This is a genomic window from Kitasatospora griseola, from assembly GCF_044999035.1.
Lineage (GTDB): Bacteria > Actinomycetota > Actinomycetes > Streptomycetales > Streptomycetaceae > Kitasatospora > Kitasatospora griseola.
The window spans coordinates 899,377-915,464 of the sequence record NZ_CP173360.1; the positions used below are offsets into that span (position 1 = coordinate 899,377).

Annotated in this window: 16 protein-coding genes; 5 read left to right on the forward strand and 11 right to left on the reverse strand. The window is 72.5% G+C overall.

Annotation, left to right across the window (positions count from 1 at the left end):
- Positions 1-42: 42 nt before the first annotated feature.
- Positions 43-1,056, reverse strand: a complete 1,014-nt coding sequence (gene adhP, locus ACI1MP_RS04460) for an alcohol dehydrogenase AdhP (RefSeq protein ID WP_387989559.1) — start codon at positions 1,054-1,056, stop codon at positions 43-45.
- Between the two features lie 245 nt (positions 1,057-1,301).
- Here adhP and ACI1MP_RS04465 point away from each other — a divergent pair, with 245 nt between their 5' ends.
- Positions 1,302-2,048, forward strand: a complete 747-nt coding sequence (locus ACI1MP_RS04465; RefSeq protein WP_380332466.1) for a hypothetical protein — start codon at positions 1,302-1,304, stop codon at positions 2,046-2,048.
- Positions 2,049-2,184: 136 nt separating this feature from the next.
- On the forward strand, positions 2,185-3,096 hold the full coding sequence (locus ACI1MP_RS04470) for a PAC2 family protein (RefSeq protein ID WP_043911482.1): 912 nt from the start codon (positions 2,185-2,187) through the stop codon (positions 3,094-3,096).
- A gap of 179 nt (positions 3,097-3,275) precedes the next feature.
- Here ACI1MP_RS04470 and mshC read toward each other — a convergent pair whose 3' ends face one another.
- The 4 genes from mshC to ACI1MP_RS04490 form a co-directional block, all read right to left on the reverse strand.
- Positions 3,276-4,505, reverse strand: a complete 1,230-nt coding sequence (gene mshC / locus ACI1MP_RS04475; RefSeq protein ID WP_404867766.1) for a cysteine--1-D-myo-inosityl 2-amino-2-deoxy-alpha-D-glucopyranoside ligase — start codon at positions 4,503-4,505, stop codon at positions 3,276-3,278.
- Positions 4,506-4,594: 89 nt separating this feature from the next.
- Entirely contained in the window at positions 4,595-5,392 is a 798-nt protein-coding gene (locus ACI1MP_RS04480; RefSeq protein WP_404870764.1) for an SCO1664 family protein, read from the reverse strand.
- Positions 5,393-5,445: 53 nt separating this feature from the next.
- Positions 5,446-6,009, reverse strand: a complete 564-nt coding sequence (locus ACI1MP_RS04485) for a DUF3090 domain-containing protein (protein WP_043911479.1) — start codon at positions 6,007-6,009, stop codon at positions 5,446-5,448.
- A 185-nt stretch (positions 6,010-6,194) separates the two neighbouring features.
- Positions 6,195-6,890, reverse strand: coding sequence for a histidine phosphatase family protein (locus ACI1MP_RS04490; RefSeq protein WP_043911471.1), 696 nt, complete (start codon positions 6,888-6,890; stop codon positions 6,195-6,197).
- A gap of 62 nt (positions 6,891-6,952) precedes the next feature.
- On the opposite strand from ACI1MP_RS04490, the gene ACI1MP_RS04495 reads away from it, so the two are divergent.
- Entirely contained in the window at positions 6,953-7,951 is a 999-nt protein-coding gene (locus tag ACI1MP_RS04495; protein WP_380332474.1) for a magnesium and cobalt transport protein CorA, read from the forward strand.
- Between the two features lie 36 nt (positions 7,952-7,987).
- On the opposite strand, the gene ACI1MP_RS04500 is transcribed toward ACI1MP_RS04495, so the two are convergent.
- From ACI1MP_RS04500 to ACI1MP_RS04520, 5 genes are all read right to left on the reverse strand, one after another.
- Positions 7,988-8,776: a TetR/AcrR family transcriptional regulator gene (locus tag ACI1MP_RS04500; RefSeq protein ID WP_404867767.1), complete on the reverse strand. Its 789-nt coding sequence runs from the start codon at positions 8,774-8,776 to the stop codon at positions 7,988-7,990.
- On the reverse strand, positions 8,662-10,005 hold the full coding sequence (locus ACI1MP_RS04505) for a S1 RNA-binding domain-containing protein (protein WP_380332843.1): 1,344 nt from the start codon (positions 10,003-10,005) through the stop codon (positions 8,662-8,664). Before ACI1MP_RS04505 ends, ACI1MP_RS04500 begins: the two co-directional genes overlap by 115 nt.
- 206 nt (positions 10,006-10,211) lie before the next feature.
- Complete coding sequence (locus ACI1MP_RS04510) at positions 10,212-11,732, reverse strand: LPXTG cell wall anchor domain-containing protein (protein WP_404867768.1); 1,521 nt, start codon at positions 11,730-11,732, stop codon at positions 10,212-10,214.
- 118 nt (positions 11,733-11,850) lie between these two features.
- Entirely contained in the window at positions 11,851-12,981 is a 1,131-nt protein-coding gene (locus tag ACI1MP_RS04515; RefSeq protein ID WP_404867769.1) for an LPXTG cell wall anchor domain-containing protein, read from the reverse strand.
- Positions 12,982-13,419: 438 nt separating this feature from the next.
- Positions 13,420-13,863 carry a MarR family winged helix-turn-helix transcriptional regulator gene (locus ACI1MP_RS04520; protein ID WP_404867770.1) on the reverse strand — a complete coding sequence of 148 codons (444 nt, stop codon included), beginning with the start codon at positions 13,861-13,863 and terminating at the stop codon, positions 13,420-13,422.
- A gap of 94 nt (positions 13,864-13,957) precedes the next feature.
- Here ACI1MP_RS04520 and ACI1MP_RS04525 point away from each other — a divergent pair, with 94 nt between their 5' ends.
- Positions 13,958-14,449 carry a DoxX family protein gene (locus tag ACI1MP_RS04525; protein WP_380332489.1) on the forward strand — a complete coding sequence of 164 codons (492 nt, stop codon included), beginning with the start codon at positions 13,958-13,960 and terminating at the stop codon, positions 14,447-14,449.
- Here ACI1MP_RS04525 and ACI1MP_RS04530 read toward each other — a convergent pair.
- Entirely contained in the window at positions 14,397-15,443 is a 1,047-nt protein-coding gene (locus tag ACI1MP_RS04530; RefSeq protein WP_380332492.1) for an LLM class F420-dependent oxidoreductase, read from the reverse strand. The two genes, ACI1MP_RS04525 and ACI1MP_RS04530, sit on opposite strands and share 53 nt — an antisense overlap.
- 110 nt (positions 15,444-15,553) lie before the next feature.
- On the opposite strand from ACI1MP_RS04530, the gene ACI1MP_RS04535 reads away from it, so the two are divergent.
- Complete coding sequence (locus tag ACI1MP_RS04535) at positions 15,554-15,952, forward strand: hypothetical protein (RefSeq protein WP_404867771.1); 399 nt, start codon at positions 15,554-15,556, stop codon at positions 15,950-15,952.
- Positions 15,953-16,088 lie beyond the last annotated feature (136 nt).

The window sequence follows — 16,088 nt, forward strand, 5'->3', positions numbered from 1 at the left end:
GGAGCCGAGGCTCCGCCCCCGTTCCGTCCGGCGCAGGTCGAATCAGCGCAGGTCGAACACCAGCCGGGCGGACACCTTGCCCGCGAGCACGTCCGCGAAGCAGGCGTTCACGTCCTCCAGCTTGCGGGTCTCCCGGATCACCGTGGTCCGGCCCAGCTCGTGCAGCCGGAACACCTCCGCCAGGTCCTGCCGGGTGCCGACGATCGAGCCGATCACCCTGGTGCCGTTCAGCACCGTCTCGAACACCGGCAGCGTCAGCTCGCCCTCGGCGGGCAGCGCGACCAGGACGAGGGTGCCGCCGCGGCGCAGCGAGTCGTAGGCGGCGCGGAACGAGGCGTTGCTGACGGCCAGCGAGACCGCGGCGTCGGCGCCGCCGAGCTTGTGGACCTCGTGCGCCACGTCCTGGATCCGAGCGTCGATCACGTGGTCGGCGCCGAGCTCCTTGGCGAGCTTCAGCTTGTCGTCGGTGATGTCCACCGCGACCGTCTCGGCGCCGAAGATCCGGGCGTACTGCAGCGCCAGGTGGCCCAGGCCGCCGATGCCGGAGATCAGCACCCGGGTTCCGGGTCGGGCGCCGGACAGCTTGACCGCCTTGTACGTGGTGACGCCCGCGCAGGACAGCGGGGCGGCGTCCATCGGGTCCACACCGTCGGGGACGGGCACCACGTAGTCGCCGTGCGCGACGGCGTACTCGGCGTAGGCGCCGTCCACCGAGTAGCCGGAGTTGTGCTGGGACAGGCAGAGCGTCTCCCAGCCGGTGACGCAGTAGTCGCAGCGTCCGCAGGCGTCGGCCAGCCACGGGATGGCGACCCGCTCGCCGACCTTGACGTGCCGGACGTTCGAACCGGCGGCCTCCACGACGCCGACGCCCTCGTGGCCGGGCACGAACGGCGGGGACGGCTTGACCGGCCAGTCGCCGTGCGCGGCGTGGATGTCGGTGTGGCACAGGCCGGAGCACTCGATCCGCACCAGCACCTGGTGCGGCGCGGGGGCCGGCACCTCGCGTTCCTCGATCTCCAGCGGCTCGGTGAAGTCCCGGACCACAGCTGCCTTCATGGCCTTCTCTCCTCGCAGAGCGGGTGAATCCGACAAAAGGGATGCCTCTCTGCGCTCAGCCTGCTGGCTCCGCCGGGGAACCGCGAACGGGCGCGCCGACCCCGGCGAAGATCACCGTCCGCTCCCCGTCCGGGACTGACGGAGCGTCAGGGTAGCGTTGACCAAAGCCCGTCATTCCCAGGCGGGTTGGGCATTTTCTGTGCCCATCGGACACATCGGACACACCCCAGGTACGGAGGACCGACATGACCCGCGCACTGCTGCGCACCGCCGGGACCGGACTGGCCCTGCTCACCGCCGGCCTGCTCCTGGTCGGCTGCGAACCCGCCAAGCACGCCAAGGCCGCACCGCCGCCCAGCCCCTCCCCCACCGCCACTGCCGCCGCTTCCCCCGTCGTCTCCCCCACGCCCTCCCGGCTCGACGACTCCTACTTCGCCGAAGGCAGCTGCGCCCGCTCCCTCAACCCGGGCGGCAGCGGGACCACCGCCCACTACGAGACGGTGCCCTGCGACAGCCCGAACGCCGAGGCCAAGGTCACCAAGCGCAGTGGCACCCTGACCGGCGTCGCCGCCGCCCTCCCGCGCGGCGCGGACTGCCCCGACGGCACCGACGTCGCCCTCGACCTCACCCAGAACGACCTGACCAACGTCACCCGCAACCGGGCCGCCTGGGCCTGCCTGCGCAACCTGCACGACCCGCACCCCGGCGAGCCCGGCGGGGGCGGCGGCCCCGGCATCGTCGTCGGCGACTGCGTCTACGCCACCAAGAGCGCCAGTGGCTCCGACACCGTCGCCGAGACCCGCTGCGACGGAAAGGGCGACCACAGGCCCGAGTACAAGGTCGACAAGGAGTACGTGAAGCAGACCGTGCAGCTCAAGGGAAGCACCGAGGCGACCTGCCCCGACGAGGCCACCGTCACCTTCACCATCCCCGCCCCGCCCGGCACCCTCGCCATGAACCCGACCGTCGCCTGCGCCGAGCCCGTCGACTGACGGCCGGGCCCGTCCGCTCACGGCGATACGCTTGGGCCTCTTGCCCGGCCACGGGTGGCATTCAAAGCCCGTAGGCTGGGCAGATAAGGGACCTGGGGGCGGCAGTGCCCCCGCCACGGACGGAGGGAGATGCCGGGTGATCGAGCTGGAAGACCTGCCCGAGTTGATCGACCCGGTGATGATCTGCGCCTTCGAAGGCTGGAACGACGCCGGCGACGCGGCCTCCGCCGCGCTCGGACACCTCGACGAGACCTGGGGCGGCAAGGTGTTCGCCGCGCTCGACGCCGAGGACTACTACGACTTCCAGGTCAACCGGCCCACCATCTGGCTCGACGGCGGCGTCCGCCGGATCACCTGGCCCACCACCCGGCTCTCGGTGGTCCGGGTCACCGAGCCCAAGCCGCGCGACCTGGTCCTCGTGCGCGGCATCGAGCCCAGCATGCGCTGGCGCTCCTACTGCAACGAACTGCTCGGCTTCGCCCACGAGTTGGGCGTCGAACTGGTCGTCGTCCTGGGCGCGCTGCTGGGCGACACCCCGCACACCCGGCCGGTCCCGGTCTCCGGCGTCACCTCCGACGCCTCGGTGGCCCGCAGCCTCGACCTGGAGGAGAGCCGCTACGAGGGCCCCACCGGCATCGTCGGCGTCCTCCAGGAGGCCTGCGCCCACGCCGGAGTCCCCGCCGTCACCTTCTGGGCCGCCGTCCCGCACTACGTCTCCCAGCCGCCCAACCCCAAGGCCACCCTGGCCCTGATCAACAAGCTGGAAGACCTCCTCGACCTCCGCATCCCCCCGGGCGAGCTCGCCGACGACGCCCGCGCCTGGCAGCTCGGCGTCGACCAGCTCGCCGCGGAGGACACCGAAGTCGCCGAGTACGTCCAGCAGTTGGAAGAGGCCCAGGACACCGCGGAGCTGCCGGAGGCCTCCGGGGACGCGATCGCCCGCGAATTCGAGAGGTACCTGCGGCGCCGCGAGAACCAGGGCCCGAAGGGCGAGAAGCCCATCACGGGGCACGCCACGGAGCGCCCCAAGGACGAGGACGAAGAGTAGGAGCAACCGGGGCGCGGGGAACTGCGCGAAGCGGAAGGCACCACGTCCGCAAGATCGCGACGCAGGACAATGACCTGCGCTTGATCGCGACCTTGCGGACGTGGTCCGCGTTTGTCGCGCAGTTCTCCCCCAGCCCTTGCGGGCCGGGAGGTGCCCCCACGCGCCCCTGTTGTAACTCCTTACAGGGCTACGCCCAGGAGCGCGTCGACCGCGCGGGAGACCAGGCCCGGGGCCGAGATGTCGTCGCCGCCGTCCGCGTGGGCCGTCGCGGCCCAGCGGTCGACGGCCGCCAGCGCCGCCGGGGCGTCGAGGTCGTCGGCGAGGGCCTCGCGGATCTCCGCGAGCAGCGACGTCGCGGAGGGGCCGTCCGGGCGGGAGACCGCGGCGCGCCAGGCAGCGAGGCGGGTGAGGGCGGAGTCGAGGTCCTCGGCCGTCCACTCCCAGTCGCTGCGGTAGTGGTGGGCGAGCAGCGCGAGCCTGATCGCGGGGGGGTCGACGCCCTCGCGGCGGAGCGCGGAGACGAACACCAGGTTGCCGCGCGACTTCGACATCTTGTGGCCGTCGAGGGCGACCATCCCGGCGTGCACGTAGGCGCGGGCGTAGGGGTGGGCGCCGAGGGCGACCTGGGCGTGCGAGGCGCCCATCTCGTGGTGCGGGAAGGACAGGTCGCTGCCGCCGCCCTGGATGTCGAAGTCCATGCCGAGGAACTTCAGCGCGATGGCGACGCACTCGATGTGCCAGCCGGGCCGGCCGTGGCCGAGCTCGGTGTCCCAGGCGGGTTCGCCGGGTCGGGCGGCGAGCCAGAGCAGCGCGTCCAGCGGGTTCTTCTTGCCGGGGCGCTCGGGGTCGCCGCCGCGCTCGGCGAAGACCGGCAGCATCTGCTCGCGGGTGAGCCCGGAGACCTCGCCGAAGTGCGGGTCGGACTCCACGGAGAAGTAGATGTCGCCGTCGACCTCGTACGCGGCGCCGGAGGCGAGCAGCTGCTGCACCAGCGGGACGATCCACGGGATCGATTCGACGGCGCCGATGTAGTGCGCGGGCGGGAGCATCCGCAGCGCCGTCATGTCCTCGCGGAACAGGGCGGTCTCGCGGGCGGCGAGTTCGGTCCAGTCCTGGCCGGTGGCGACGGCGCGCTCCAGCAGCGGGTCGTCGACGTCGGTGACGTTCTGGACGTACAGGACGTCGTGGCCGGCGTCCTTCCAGACCCGCTGGACCAGGTCGAAGGTGTTGTAGGTGGCTGCGTGGCCCAGGTGGGTCGCGTCGTAGGGAGTGATGCCGCAGACGTAGAGCCGGGCGGTCGGGCCGGTGGGTACGACCTCTCGGACACTGCTCGTGGCGGTGTCGTAGATGCGCAGGGGGAGCCCCTGACCGGGCAGGGCGGGAACCTCGGAGGTGGGCCAGGCATGCATGGCACCGACTCTAACCGTGCACTGATTTGAAAGACCAACCTGTTGGCGTGATCGGCTTGATTCCGCCAGTTCTCTGTTTCGGATCGGTATCAGACCGGCGGCCAGGGAATAGATGGCCAGTCAGCCGACGGCTGCGGGTGCCGTCCGGAGGCCAGCAGCGCGCCGGTCCGGGCCCGCAGCGCGTCGAGTTCGGCGCGGGTGAGATGCGGGCGCAGCCGCTCGCCGAGCGGGCCGTCGAGGTCGGCGGCGAGCCGGCCGAGGACGTCGAGGGCCTCGGCGGTGAGCGGTCGGTCGGCCCATCCCCACAGCAGGGTGCGGAGCTTGGGCTCGGTGTGGAAGGTGACGCCGTGGTCGATGCCGTAGATCCGGCCGTCGGCGGCGGGCAGCCAGTGGCCGCCCTTGCGGTCGGCGTTGTTGAGGACGGCGTCCAACACGGCGAGGCGGCGCAGCCGTTCGTCGTCGCGGTGCACCAGCCAGGCCTGGCGTCCGGCGTCGAGTTCGGCGCGGACGATCGGCAGCCAGCCCGCGGCGGGCCCGTCGAGGGGCTGGAGGTCGAGGAGTTCGGGGGCGTCCGGGTCGGGTTCGATCCACAGCTGGACCATGCCGGGCCCGGCCGGGCCCTCACGGAGCACGGTCGGCGGGATCAGCTGCCACCCGGTGGCCGCGGACAGCTCGTGGGCGGCGGTCTCCCGGCCGGCCAGCGTGCCGTCGGGGAAGTCCCACAGCGGGCGTTCGCCGGCGACGGGCTTGTACACGCACGGGGCGGTGACGCCGTCGAGGGTGGCGGTGCAGTACAGGACGGCGTTGGAGGCGTCGGTGACCCGGCCGTGGACGGTCAGCGTGCCCTCGCGCAGCAGGGCGAGGGCGGCGGGGGTGTCGGCGGCCAGTGCGGCGCTGGTGGCCGGGTCGGTGCCGGGGGCTTCCACGGCCGGTTGCCCGCTCAGCGCCGGTAGCCGTTCGCGCGGGGGCAGAGGTGGCCCTCGGGGTCGAGCGGCAGGTTGCAGAACGGGCAGGGCTTGCGGCCCGCCGCGACCAGGTCCAGGGCCCGCTTGGCGAACACCCGGGCCATCGCGCCGCTGAGCCGCACCCGCAGCAGGTCGGGGCCGTTCTCGTCGTCGAAGACCTCGATCTCGTCCTCGTCCTCGGACTCCTCGACGTACGCCTGCGCCTCGACCACCAGGCACTCCTCGCGGGCGTCCCAGGCCAGTGCCATGGTGCCGACCCGGAACTCCTGCTCCAGCGGCAGGTCGAGCGGCGCGGCGTCGAGCAGGTCGACGGGCGCGGCGGCCGGGATCGGGGCCTCGCCGCCGCTGCGCCGCAGCGCCTCGTCGAGGACTTCCTCGATGCGTTCGGCGAGGGCGGCGACCTGGGCCTTCTCCAGCAGCACGCTGGTGATCCGGCCGCGCGAGGAGGCCTGCAGGTAGAACGCCCGGGCGCCGGGCTGGCCGACGGTGCCGGCCACGAACCGCTCGGGCTGGTCGTAGAAGTGGACCTGACGGGACACGCTGCTCGCTCCGGTACGGGGGTGTGCGGTCTTCTCGATCTCACCCTACGGCCAAACGGGCCTGCCGTGGGGTGCGGGTGGCGCGGATTCCTGCTGGGGACGGCGGAGGCCCGGGCGGCGCCGGCCCGGCGGGGCTCGGACCGCGCGGGTCCGGCCGGGCCCGGACGGCGCCGGCCCCGCGGGGCTCAGACGGTGCCGGTGTCGCCGCCGACCACCGCGTCGTCGCCGGCCGAGTGGCCGTGCGGGCGCGGGGCGAGCGAGGACAGGCTGCCGGTGTCGCCGAGGCGCAGCAGGTACGGGCGGTTCGGGGTGTAGCGGATCGCCGTCACCGAGCACGGCTCGACCGAGATCCGCTGGAAGTGGTCGAGGTGCAGGCCGAGCGCGTCCGCGACGATCGCCTTGATCACGTCGCCGTGGGTGGCGACCGCCCAGAGCGCGTCCGGGCCGTGTTCGACGGAGATCTTCTCGTTCCACTCGCGGACGGCGTCCACGGTGCGGTGACTGAGCGCGCGCAGCGACTCGCCGCCGGGGAAGGCGGCGGCGGAGGCGTGGTCCTGGACGGTACGCCACAGCGGTTCGTCGGCGAGCTCGGACAGCGGACGGCCGGTCCAGTCGCCGTAGTGGCACTCGCCGAGCCGCTCGTCCAGCTCGGGCGGGCCGAGTTCGGGGCGGGCGGCGACCAGCGGCTCCAGGGTCTGCCGGCAGCGCTCCAGCGGGCTGCTGACCAGCCGGACGACGGGCAGTCCGGCCAGCCGCTCCGGCAGGGCGGCGGCCTGGGCGCGCCCGGTGTCGTCCAGGTCGACGCCGGGCGTCCAGCCGGCCAGGATTCCGGCCGTGTTGGCGGTGGAGCGGCCGTGGCGCACGAGCAGCAGGGTGGGCATACCGCAAGCGTACGGGGTGCTCCCCTCCCGGCGGGCCGGGGGTTCGGGTCACAATGGCGGGCATGATCGTGGATTGCGGCACTTACCGGGCCGGGCGGCGCACCGAGGGGCCGGAGGATTTCTCGGACGCCCTGGATGCGGTCCGGGCGGCCGGCGACGGCTTCGTGTGGATCGGCCTCGCCGACCCGACGGAGGCCGAATTCGACCACGCCGCCGACGAGTTCGGCCTGCACCCGCTGGCGGTGGAGGACGCGGTGACGGCGCATCAGCGCCCGAAGCTCGACATCTACCGGGACTCGGTGTTCACCGTCCTGAAGACCGCCGGGTACCACCCGCACGACGAGTCGGTCTCCATCGGCGAGCTGATGATCTTCCTCGGCGACTCGTACGTGATGACGGTCCGGCACGGGCCGGAGAGCCCGCTCAAGGACCTGCGGGCCAGGCTGGAGGAGCAGCCCGAACTGCTGGCGCACGGGCCCGCCGCGGTGCTCTACGCGATCTTCGACATGGTGGTCGACCAGTACCTCGACGTGGCCACCGAACTCCAGACCGACCTGGACGAGTTGGAGGCGGAGATCTTCTCCCCCGGCCGGGTCCGCGGCGCCGCCGAGCGCATCTACGGCTTCAAGCGGCAGGTGGTGAACTTCCGCAAGGCCGCCTTCCCGCTGATGGAGCCCGCGCTGCGCCTCACCCGGGCCGGCACCGCCTCCGGCGAGGTCAACGTGCCCTTCGTCCCCGCCGAGCTGCGCCCCTACTTCCGGGACGTCGCCGACCACCTGGCCAAGGTCAACGAGGTGGTGGAGAGCCTGGACCGCCTGCTCTCCGACATCCTGTCCGCCAACCTCGCCCAGGTCAGCGTCCAGCAGAACGACGACATGCGGAAGATCTCCGCCTGGGCCGCCCTGGCCGCCGTCCCCACCATGATCGCCGGCATCTACGGCATGAACTTCGAACACATGCCGGAGCTCCGCCAGGTCTGGGGGTACCCGGCGGCGCTGTCCCTGATGGCCGGCGTCTGCTTCGTCCTGCACCGCCTGTTCAAACGCGCGGGCTGGCTGTAGCCGGCCGTCCGCTCCCGACGGGTCCGGGCCGCGCCGTCAGCGGCCGGCGTTCGTCCGGGGCGGCCGGTGGTCGGCGGCCGGCCCCGTCCTCGCCGTCAGGTCCTGCATCAGCAGCTCGAACATCGGCTCCTGATCCGTGACCAGGGGCGCGAAGTGGTCCTCCTCGGCCGGGAGCGGATACGGCCGGGCCGCCCAGAGGTGCGTGAACACCGGCCCCCGGACGCCGGCGAGCCGGCGGACCCGTTCGCCCGTGACCTCCCCGCAGGCCCCGCCCGCAACCGAACCGTGGTTTCCGAACAGCAGACCGAACTCCTGCCGATGGGCAAGCTCCCACCGCCGGAAGGCCCTTGACGGCTCGACGAGTCGTGCCGCGAAGTCGCCCTCGGCCTCGGCCTCGACGACATCCCGCAATTCCCGACAGAGTTCCCCGACGATGTCGCGCGCGGCCTGCCGGACGATGCCGGGGAGCCCGGTGAAGTACCGGTGGAGCGCCGCGGGCGTCACCCCGACCGCACGCGCCACGGCGGCCAGGGTGAGGGCCTCCACCCCGTGCCGCCCGATGATGTCCCGCGCGACCGATCGGACCTCGGCCGACAGCTGGGCCCGCAGCCGGTCCCGACGCGACGACGACCCTGCGCCCGTGGTCCTCCAATCCTCCCGGACGGCGGTGGGACCGCATCGGCGGCAGGCGCACGCGGGGACCGCGTCGCTCACGCGCCCGGCCCCTGGCCGGGCGCCGTCGTGCCCGCACCGTCGTCCGCGCCGGCCGCGGTCAGTCGCGGCGCGGCCTGCGCACTCCGGTCCTCCTCCAGGGCGATGTCCCACTGCGCCACCCGGTTCCGCGAGGCCGTCACCCGCAGCACCACCACGTCGATCGTGGAGCCGGCGGTGACCCGGCCCGCCCGCACCGCCTGCCACAGCGCATCGCTCATGTTCGACCGGTGGAGCAGGCCCGGCCGCCGGTAGCCGTCCAGCCGCACCCGGACGTAGCCCTTGTTGGCCTGCACGTCGTGCACCGTGCCCGCGAAACGCTCCCCGACCGTCGGGTACTCGCCGGCGGGCGGCGCCGCGAGGCCGGCCTTCGGCGCGTCGGCCAGCGCCACGTCGATGCGCCGCTGCACCGGGTCCACCCGCAGGATCCGCACCTGGACCTCGTCGTCCTTCGCGATGCCCGCGGCCCGCACCTGATAGGCCGGGATGAACGACTTGCCGCCCTCGGGCAGCAGCTCGATGAACGCACCGGCCGCGGGGCTCACGTTGGTGACCCGCGCCGAGTACACCTGCCGCAGCCGGTAGGCCGCCACCAGCCGGGGCCACGGGTTCTCCTGGCGATACCGCTGCGTGAAGACCACCCGCCCCTGGTCGACGACGAAGAAGCCGTTGACCGTACTGCCCTGGCGGTAGTGCTTGCTGGCCGACATGTCCTCCGGGACCATGTCCCAGTAGCTGACCTCCTCGCGCCTCATCTCGGCGGCCTGCAACGGGTCCTGGATGTTCCGGACGAAGACCCGGTCGGGAAACGCCAGTTCCACCTGCGCCGTCGCCTCGTACGCCCCCCACGTCGCGGTCCGCGGCACCAGGTCCCGCTCCGGCGCGGTGCGTTGCAGCTCCGCCTGGATCCGCTCCCGCAGCTCGTTCTTGAACCGCCCGAACTGTTCGAACTCCTGCGTGTAGGTGATGGGCCGGAGCCGCCCGACCACGTTCGTCGGGACCGCCGCCCCCTCGTACATGGTCACCACCATGCGCTTGTGCAGGCACATGGCCCAGCCGAGCTCCATGGCCACCGACGTCGACGGAACCGACAGATCCACGACCACGATGCCGGCCCGGTCGACCCCGTCCCAGGCGGCCTCCAGCGGGCCGAGCGTCGTCTCGTCGTTGGTGTCGGCGCGCTGGGCGCTCAGCCCCAAACTCCGCACCACGGACTCGAGTTCCCGGTACACCGAGTCGAAGTCGAGGGTGCGGCCGTCGGGTACGGCTTTCCTCCCGTACGGCATCAGGAAGAAGACGAGGTTGGGATCCACCGGTCGACCCGGCTCGCGTTCCAGCTTCATGGACACGGCGAACTCCTCGAGGGTAAACGGCCGTGGCGAACTAAGCCCGCTCCACTCCCAAGGAACCACCAAGTCGACCTGCGCACAAGGAACCTGACGCAGCATCGGTCGGCGGACGGCCGGCCGTCCGGCGCAGAACGAGAACCGCGACGCACACCGGTGCGTGACCGGAGTGCGCCGCGTTCAGGACCTGCGGTGACGGCTCGTCAGGACTGCTGCTGCCGACGGCGGCGGGCGGCCACCAGGGCGGCGCCGAGAGCCACGGAAGCGGCGCCGGCGGCGGTGATCGCACCGAGCGGGGCGTCGACGCCGGTGGACGCGAGGACGCCCGTGGTGGTGGTGTCGTTGGTGGTCACCGTGGTGGTGGTCGTGTCGGACACCGGAGTGACGGTGGTGCCGCCCTGCTCGGGAGTGGTACCGCCGGTGCCCTGGTTGCCGCCCTCCGACTGGTGGGCGTTGGCCGTGTCGCGAGCTTGGGCCTCGGCCAGGCCGGTGAGCAGGAAGGCGTGCAGCGACGCGGAGGTGTGGCCGTCCAGGACGTGGCCGACCGCCTTGCGGACCTCCGGCCCGCCGATCGACATCGCCTGCGAGATCCGCAGCCGGACCTCGTCGTCGGAGATGCCGTCCAGACCGGCCAGGAAAGCCTTCGCCGCGTCCGCCCCGAGCGCCTGCTCGGCGGCCTCGGTGAGGGTGAGCGAGCTGCCCGGCCGGATCAGCGTGTGGAGCACCTTCTGCCAGTTGGCGTCGTTGACCTTGGCGTTGGCCGCGTCCCGGGCCTGGGCCTCGGCCAGGCCGGTGAGCAGAACGCTGTGGATGTATGCCTCGTCGAGCGAGTCCAGGGCCCGGTTCGCGATCTTGCGGACCTCGGGCCCGCCGAGCGACATGGCCTGGGTGATCCGCAGCCGGGCCTCGCGGACGTCGGTGCCGTCCAGACCGGCCAGGAAGGCCTTGAGGTCGTCCGCGGAGAGGGCCTTGGCAGCGGCCTCCGTGAGGGTGAGCGAGCTGCCCGGCTGGGTCAGCTGGCGGAGCACCTTGATCCACCGCTGGCTGTTGGCCCACTGCGGCCACTCGACCTGGAGGAAGTGGTCGATCGCCGCGTTGTCGCCGTTCAGCGCCTTCTGCCCGGCCTGCCAGATGTCGGTGCCCGGTCCGGCCTCGCTGATGATCTGCACGACCCGGATGCGATTGTCGTCGTGGATGATGCCCGGCATCTCGACGTCCAGGAAGTGCCGGATGTCCTCGGCGGTGCCGCTCAGCGCCTTGTTGGCGCGCTCGTAGAAGTACCGGCTGTGGCCCGGCTCCGCGATCACCCGAAGCAGCCGCACCCGCAGGTCGTCCAATTCCTGCGAGGCGTCGCCGCCGGGCGCGGGCTCCGCCGGGGTCGGCTCGGCGGGCGCCGGCGTGGGCGTGCCCGGCGTGGTCCCGCCCGGCGTGGGCGTGCCGGTGCCCGGGTCCGTCGCCGGGGTCTCGGTGGAGGGTGCCTCGGTGGACGGTGCCTCGGTGGAGGGCTCCTGGGCCGACGGGGTCTCCGTGGACGGGGTCTCCGTGGACGGGGCTTCGGTGGTCGGGGCTTCGGTGGTCGGCACGTCCGTGGCCGGGGTGTCCGGCTGGGACTGGCCGGTCGGCGTGGGCGCGGTGTCGGCGAGGGCCGGCGTGCTGCCGAGGACGGTCGGAGCGGAGACCGCGGCCACGAAAACGGCAGCGGCGATCGAACGACGGATGCTCAAGGTCTTCCCCTGGTACAGGTTTCAGGTCATCGCCGCGCACCTGGGCGGCGGGAGAAATGAGGAGTCACGGGGCGGCCGTCCGGAGAACGGCCACCCTGCGGGGCTCGTCGGCGAAGCGTCAGGACTGCTGCCGGCGGCGGGTGACCACCAGGGTGCCCGCGCCGAGGGCCAGCGCGGTGGCGCCGGCGACGGTGAGCGCACCGAGCGGAGCGTCGGCACCGGTGGAGGCGAGCACGCCGGTGGTGGTGCCGGTCGTGGTCGTGGTGGTGGTCACGGTGGTGGTGTGGGACGCCTGGGTGACACCGGTGCCGCTGCCGCCGTTGTTGCCGTTGTTGCCGGTCTGCGGGTGGTTCTGCTGCTCCTGCGCGGCGGCATCCCGGGCCTTCGCCTCGGCCAGACCGACCTCCAGGAAGGTGCGCAGCGCCTCGTTCGAACCGTTCTCCAGCGCGGCCAGGGCGGCCTTGCGGACCTCGGGGCCGCCGACCTCGATCAGCTGGGAGATCCGCAGCTGGTCGTCGTCGTGACGGAGCTGCGGCAGGCGGCCGATGAAGTAGATGAGCTCCTGGTCCTTGCCGTCGAGCGCCTCGTTCGCGGCGTCCCGCAGGATCCGGGTGATGCCCGGCTCATTCAGGATCCGGGCGGCCTTCGCCCGGTACTCGGCGGCAACCGGCGGCCAGACGGTGTTGAGGAAGTGGTCCATGTCCGCTTCCGTGCCGCCCTCGTACGCCTCGCGAGCGGCCTGTCGGAGCGGGCTGTCCGGCTCCGAGAGGCTCACGATCTGCGCGACGCGGACGAACTTGTCCTCGACCAGGATTCGCGGCATGTCGACATCCAGGAACTTCCGGACGTCGTCGACAGTGCCGGCCGCCGCGGCCTTTGCGTGCTCGTAGAAGTACCTGCTGTGGCCCTTTTCCGCGATCGCCTTGTCAAGACGGTCGCGCAGTTCCTTCTCGACCGCCGCCGGATCGACCGGCTTGGGGTCCACCGGAGCGGGCTCGGTCGGCTTGGGCTCCACCGGAGCGGGCTCGGTCGGCTTGGGCTCCACCGGGGCGGGCTCGGTCGGCTTGGGCTCCACCGGAGCTGGGTCCACCGGTGTCGGGTCGGTCGGCTTGGAGTCGGCCGGCGCAGGGTCCGCAGGTGTCGGATCGGCCGGGGCCGGGTCCGCAGGCTTCGGGTCGGCCGGCGCCGGGTCCGTGTCCGTCGCGGCGGCGTCCGGCTGGGACTGACCGGTCGGCACGGTCTCGGCCATGGCCTGCGCGGCACCGAAAGCGGTGGGCGCAGAGACGGCAGCCACGAATATGGCGGCAGCGATCGACCGACGGATGCTCAAAGTTCCCCCCAGAAAGGACATTCGCGCCCAAGTCATCACCGTGGCGAACTCACACGGCTACGAACGTGAGCGATCGTATCGGAACCTTATGCTGCGTCAAAACGCTTTCTTTTCTATATTTTTGGCCGCTTCCGACCACGTCCGCGCATATCTCGGAGCCCGGCCCGGAACCGCTCCGGCAGCCCGCTCAGGCTGGCCCTCTCGCCCGGATCCTGTCGGATCAGCGCGCGCCTCCCCCGGCCCGAGGGGGGCTGGGGAAGGGATGATCCGGCGTCGCGCGCCCCGCAAGATCCGGAAGGGTGGCCTTAGCGAGGCCGGCGCGATGCAGGGACCGCCGGCCTGCGGGCCCAGTCGGCGTCACTCGCCGCACTCGTGGGTGGCCGGGTCCACCAGGACGCGGTCGAGCAGGTTGCGCAGTTGGGCCTGCTCCTCGGCGCTGAGGTCGCCGAAGAGTTCGCGCTCGGCCGTGCCGACCTCCTGGTCGATGCGTTCCAACGCCTGCCGACCGGCCGGAGTGATCTCCACGATGTGGCGCCGCCGGTCGGCGGGATCGCGGCGGCGCTCGCACAGCCCGGCGGACTCCAACTCGTTGAGAACGGCGACCAGTTGGCTCGGGTCGACCTCCATCGCGGCGGCCAGTTCGCGCTGGCTGGTAGCGCCGGGGGCAAGCCGCATCAAGGTCATCGCATTGCGCGGATGCAGCCCGGCGACGGCCAGCGCGGCACGAATGCGGGTGCCCGCGAGCTCCCCGCGGAAGGAGAGGAGGAAGCCGAGGCGGTCGATCGGGTGTGCAGCTGCCATGGCGTCCACCGTACACAGCGACCACATTATGGAGGACAACAAATCATTGGTGCGGTTCAATGGCTTATCCTCCACCCATCATTGAATGTGCTCCATGTTCACCGGTTATGTCGTCGTCGCCGCACTGCTCGCACTCGGCCTGTCCGCCTCCGCCTTCCTGACCTTCACCCGGAACCCGCAGGTCACGGCCAGCATGACCAAGGTGGGCGTGCCCGACTCCTGGCTGCCTTGGCTCGGGACGGCGAAAGCGGCGGGCGCGCTCGGCCTGCTCGTCGGCCTGCTCGTCCCGCCGCTCTCGGACGCACCGGGCAGTTCTCTCGTCCGCCCACCCGATGACGCGCCCGCCCTCGCGCGCCGCTGCGTCGAGGATCAGGTCACGCTGCCACCCGGGAGCGGCGGCGGACGCCCAGCAGGCTGCGCCCGCAGCCGTCGTACCGCGTCACGGTGCGTCGTTGGTGCCGGTCACAGCGGGCAGGTGCTTCCTGAGGGCCTGGACGGCTTGCCCGAACCTGACCCCCGGGGGAGACCTGTCGTCAGGCGAGACCGGCGCGTTCCAGGGCGTCGACGCCCGTGCGGAGGGCGGTGATGCGTTCGTCGAGAGTCCAGCCGGAGGGGGCGAGGGTGAGGGTGGTGACGCCGGCGGCGGCGTAGGCCTGCATGCGGTCGGCGATGCGGGCGGTGTCGCCGAGGAGGGAGGTGGCGTCGATGAAGTCGTGGGGGACGGCGGCGGCGGCGCCGGCCTTGTCGCGGGCGAGGTAGCGGGTCTGGACTTCGTCGGCGGCCTGCTCGAAGCCCATCCGGCGGGCGAGCCGGCTGTAGAAGTTCTTCTCCTTGCTGCCCATGCCGCCGAGGTAGAGGGCGGTGTAGTCGCGCAGGGTGTCGGCGGCGGCGTGGATGTCCTCGCCGACCGCGATGTTGACGGTCGGGCAGAGGTCGAAGCCGTCCAGGGTCCGGCCGGCCTTGGCGCGGCCGGCGGCGAGGGCGTCGACGGAGAGCGCGGCGTGCTCGGGGGCGAAGAACAGGCCGAGCCAGCCGTCGGCGATCTCGCCGGTGAGTTCGAGGTTCTTCGGGCCCATGGAGGCGATGTAGATCGGCAGGTGTTCGCGCACCGGGTGGACGGTGAGCTTGAGCGCCTTGCCGGGCCCGCCGGGCAGCGGCAGCGTCCAGTTGGCGCCGTCGTGGACCAGCCGCTCGCGGGACATCGCCTTGCGGATGATCTCCACGTACTCGCGGGTGCGGGCCAGCGGCTTGTCGAACTTGACGCCGTACCAGCCCTCGGAGACCTGCGGGCCGGAGACGCCGAGGCCGAGCCGGAAGCGGCCGCCGGAGAGGGTGTCGAGGGTGGCGGCGGTCATCGCGGTCATCGCGGGGGTGCGGGCGGGGATCTGGAAGATCGCGGAGCCGACGTCGATCCGCTCGGTCTTCGCGGCGACGTACGACAGCACGGTGGCGGCGTCCGACCCGTACGCCTCGGCGGCCCAGCAGACCGCGTAGCCGAGCCGGTCGGCCTCCTGGGCGACCGCGATGTTGTCGGCGTCCAGGCCGAGTCCCCAGTAACCGAGGTTGATGCCGAGTCGCATGTGCCCGCTGCCTTCCAGTCGGTGGTGCGGCGAGCGTAGCCCCCGTGCCGACCACCTGCTACCGACCGGTAGAAGTGTCGTGCGCCACACCTGCCCGGCATGCTGCCGGGGTGCCGAAGAAGCGACCGCCCGCCACCGCCTTCGCCGACCTGGTGGCGGCCGTGCCCGCACCGCCGGAGGACGAACCCGACGTCCGCCGCAACCCGATGCCCGTCGCCGACGGCGGCTTCACCGACATCGACGGCTGCCACTGGCGCCTCGCCCGGGGGTCGCTGGACGTCCGCCGGGCCAAGCGGCTCGCCGGCACCGCCGACCGGATGACGACGGGCGAGGAGTACGACGAGCGGGCCCGGTTCCGGGTCCCGCGCCTGCTCACCCCCGAGGAGCGCCCGGACGCCTGGCTGCGGGCGCGCGCCGGGTACGACGCCGCCGCGGATCCGCGCCACGAGGCGTACGAGTTCGCCGACGCGGACGGCCGCGTCCTGCTGTGCATCGCGACCCACTGCTGAGCGCGCGGCACGCGGACACGTCGGCCGAGCGGGTCGTCCCCGGCGGCAGGGGGTTTCGCCGCTAATCTCGCAGCACGTGGGGGGCACCGCCCCCGACCTGCGCCGTCCTGCGTGGCGCAGCACGGTTGACGGAGGG

What these genes read in the sequence shown, in the direction of transcription:
- ACI1MP_RS04495 (WP_380332474.1), top strand. Translation starts at nt 6,953, where the DNA reads ATGATCGTGGATTGCGGCACTTACCGGGCCGGGCGGCGCACCGAGGGG.
- ACI1MP_RS04515 (WP_404867769.1), bottom strand. Translation starts at nt 12,981, where the DNA reads ATGGCCGAGACCGTGCCGACCGGTCAGTCCCAGCCGGACGCCGCCGCG.
- ACI1MP_RS04525 (WP_380332489.1), top strand. Translation starts at nt 13,958, where the DNA reads ATGTTCACCGGTTATGTCGTCGTCGCCGCACTGCTCGCACTCGGCCTG.
- ACI1MP_RS04465 (WP_380332466.1), top strand. Translation starts at nt 1,302, where the DNA reads ATGACCCGCGCACTGCTGCGCACCGCCGGGACCGGACTGGCCCTGCTC.
- mshC (WP_404867766.1), bottom strand. Translation starts at nt 4,505, where the DNA reads ATGCATGCCTGGCCCACCTCCGAGGTTCCCGCCCTGCCCGGTCAGGGG.
- ACI1MP_RS04530 (WP_380332492.1), bottom strand. Translation starts at nt 15,443, where the DNA reads ATGCGACTCGGCATCAACCTCGGTTACTGGGGACTCGGCCTGGACGCC.
- adhP (WP_387989559.1), bottom strand. Translation starts at nt 1,056, where the DNA reads ATGAAGGCAGCTGTGGTCCGGGACTTCACCGAGCCGCTGGAGATCGAG.
- ACI1MP_RS04505 (WP_380332843.1), bottom strand. Translation starts at nt 10,005, where the DNA reads ATGAAGCTGGAACGCGAGCCGGGTCGACCGGTGGATCCCAACCTCGTC.
- ACI1MP_RS04520 (WP_404867770.1), bottom strand. Translation starts at nt 13,863, where the DNA reads ATGGCAGCTGCACACCCGATCGACCGCCTCGGCTTCCTCCTCTCCTTC.
- ACI1MP_RS04490 (WP_043911471.1), bottom strand. Translation starts at nt 6,890, where the DNA reads ATGCCCACCCTGCTGCTCGTGCGCCACGGCCGCTCCACCGCCAACACG.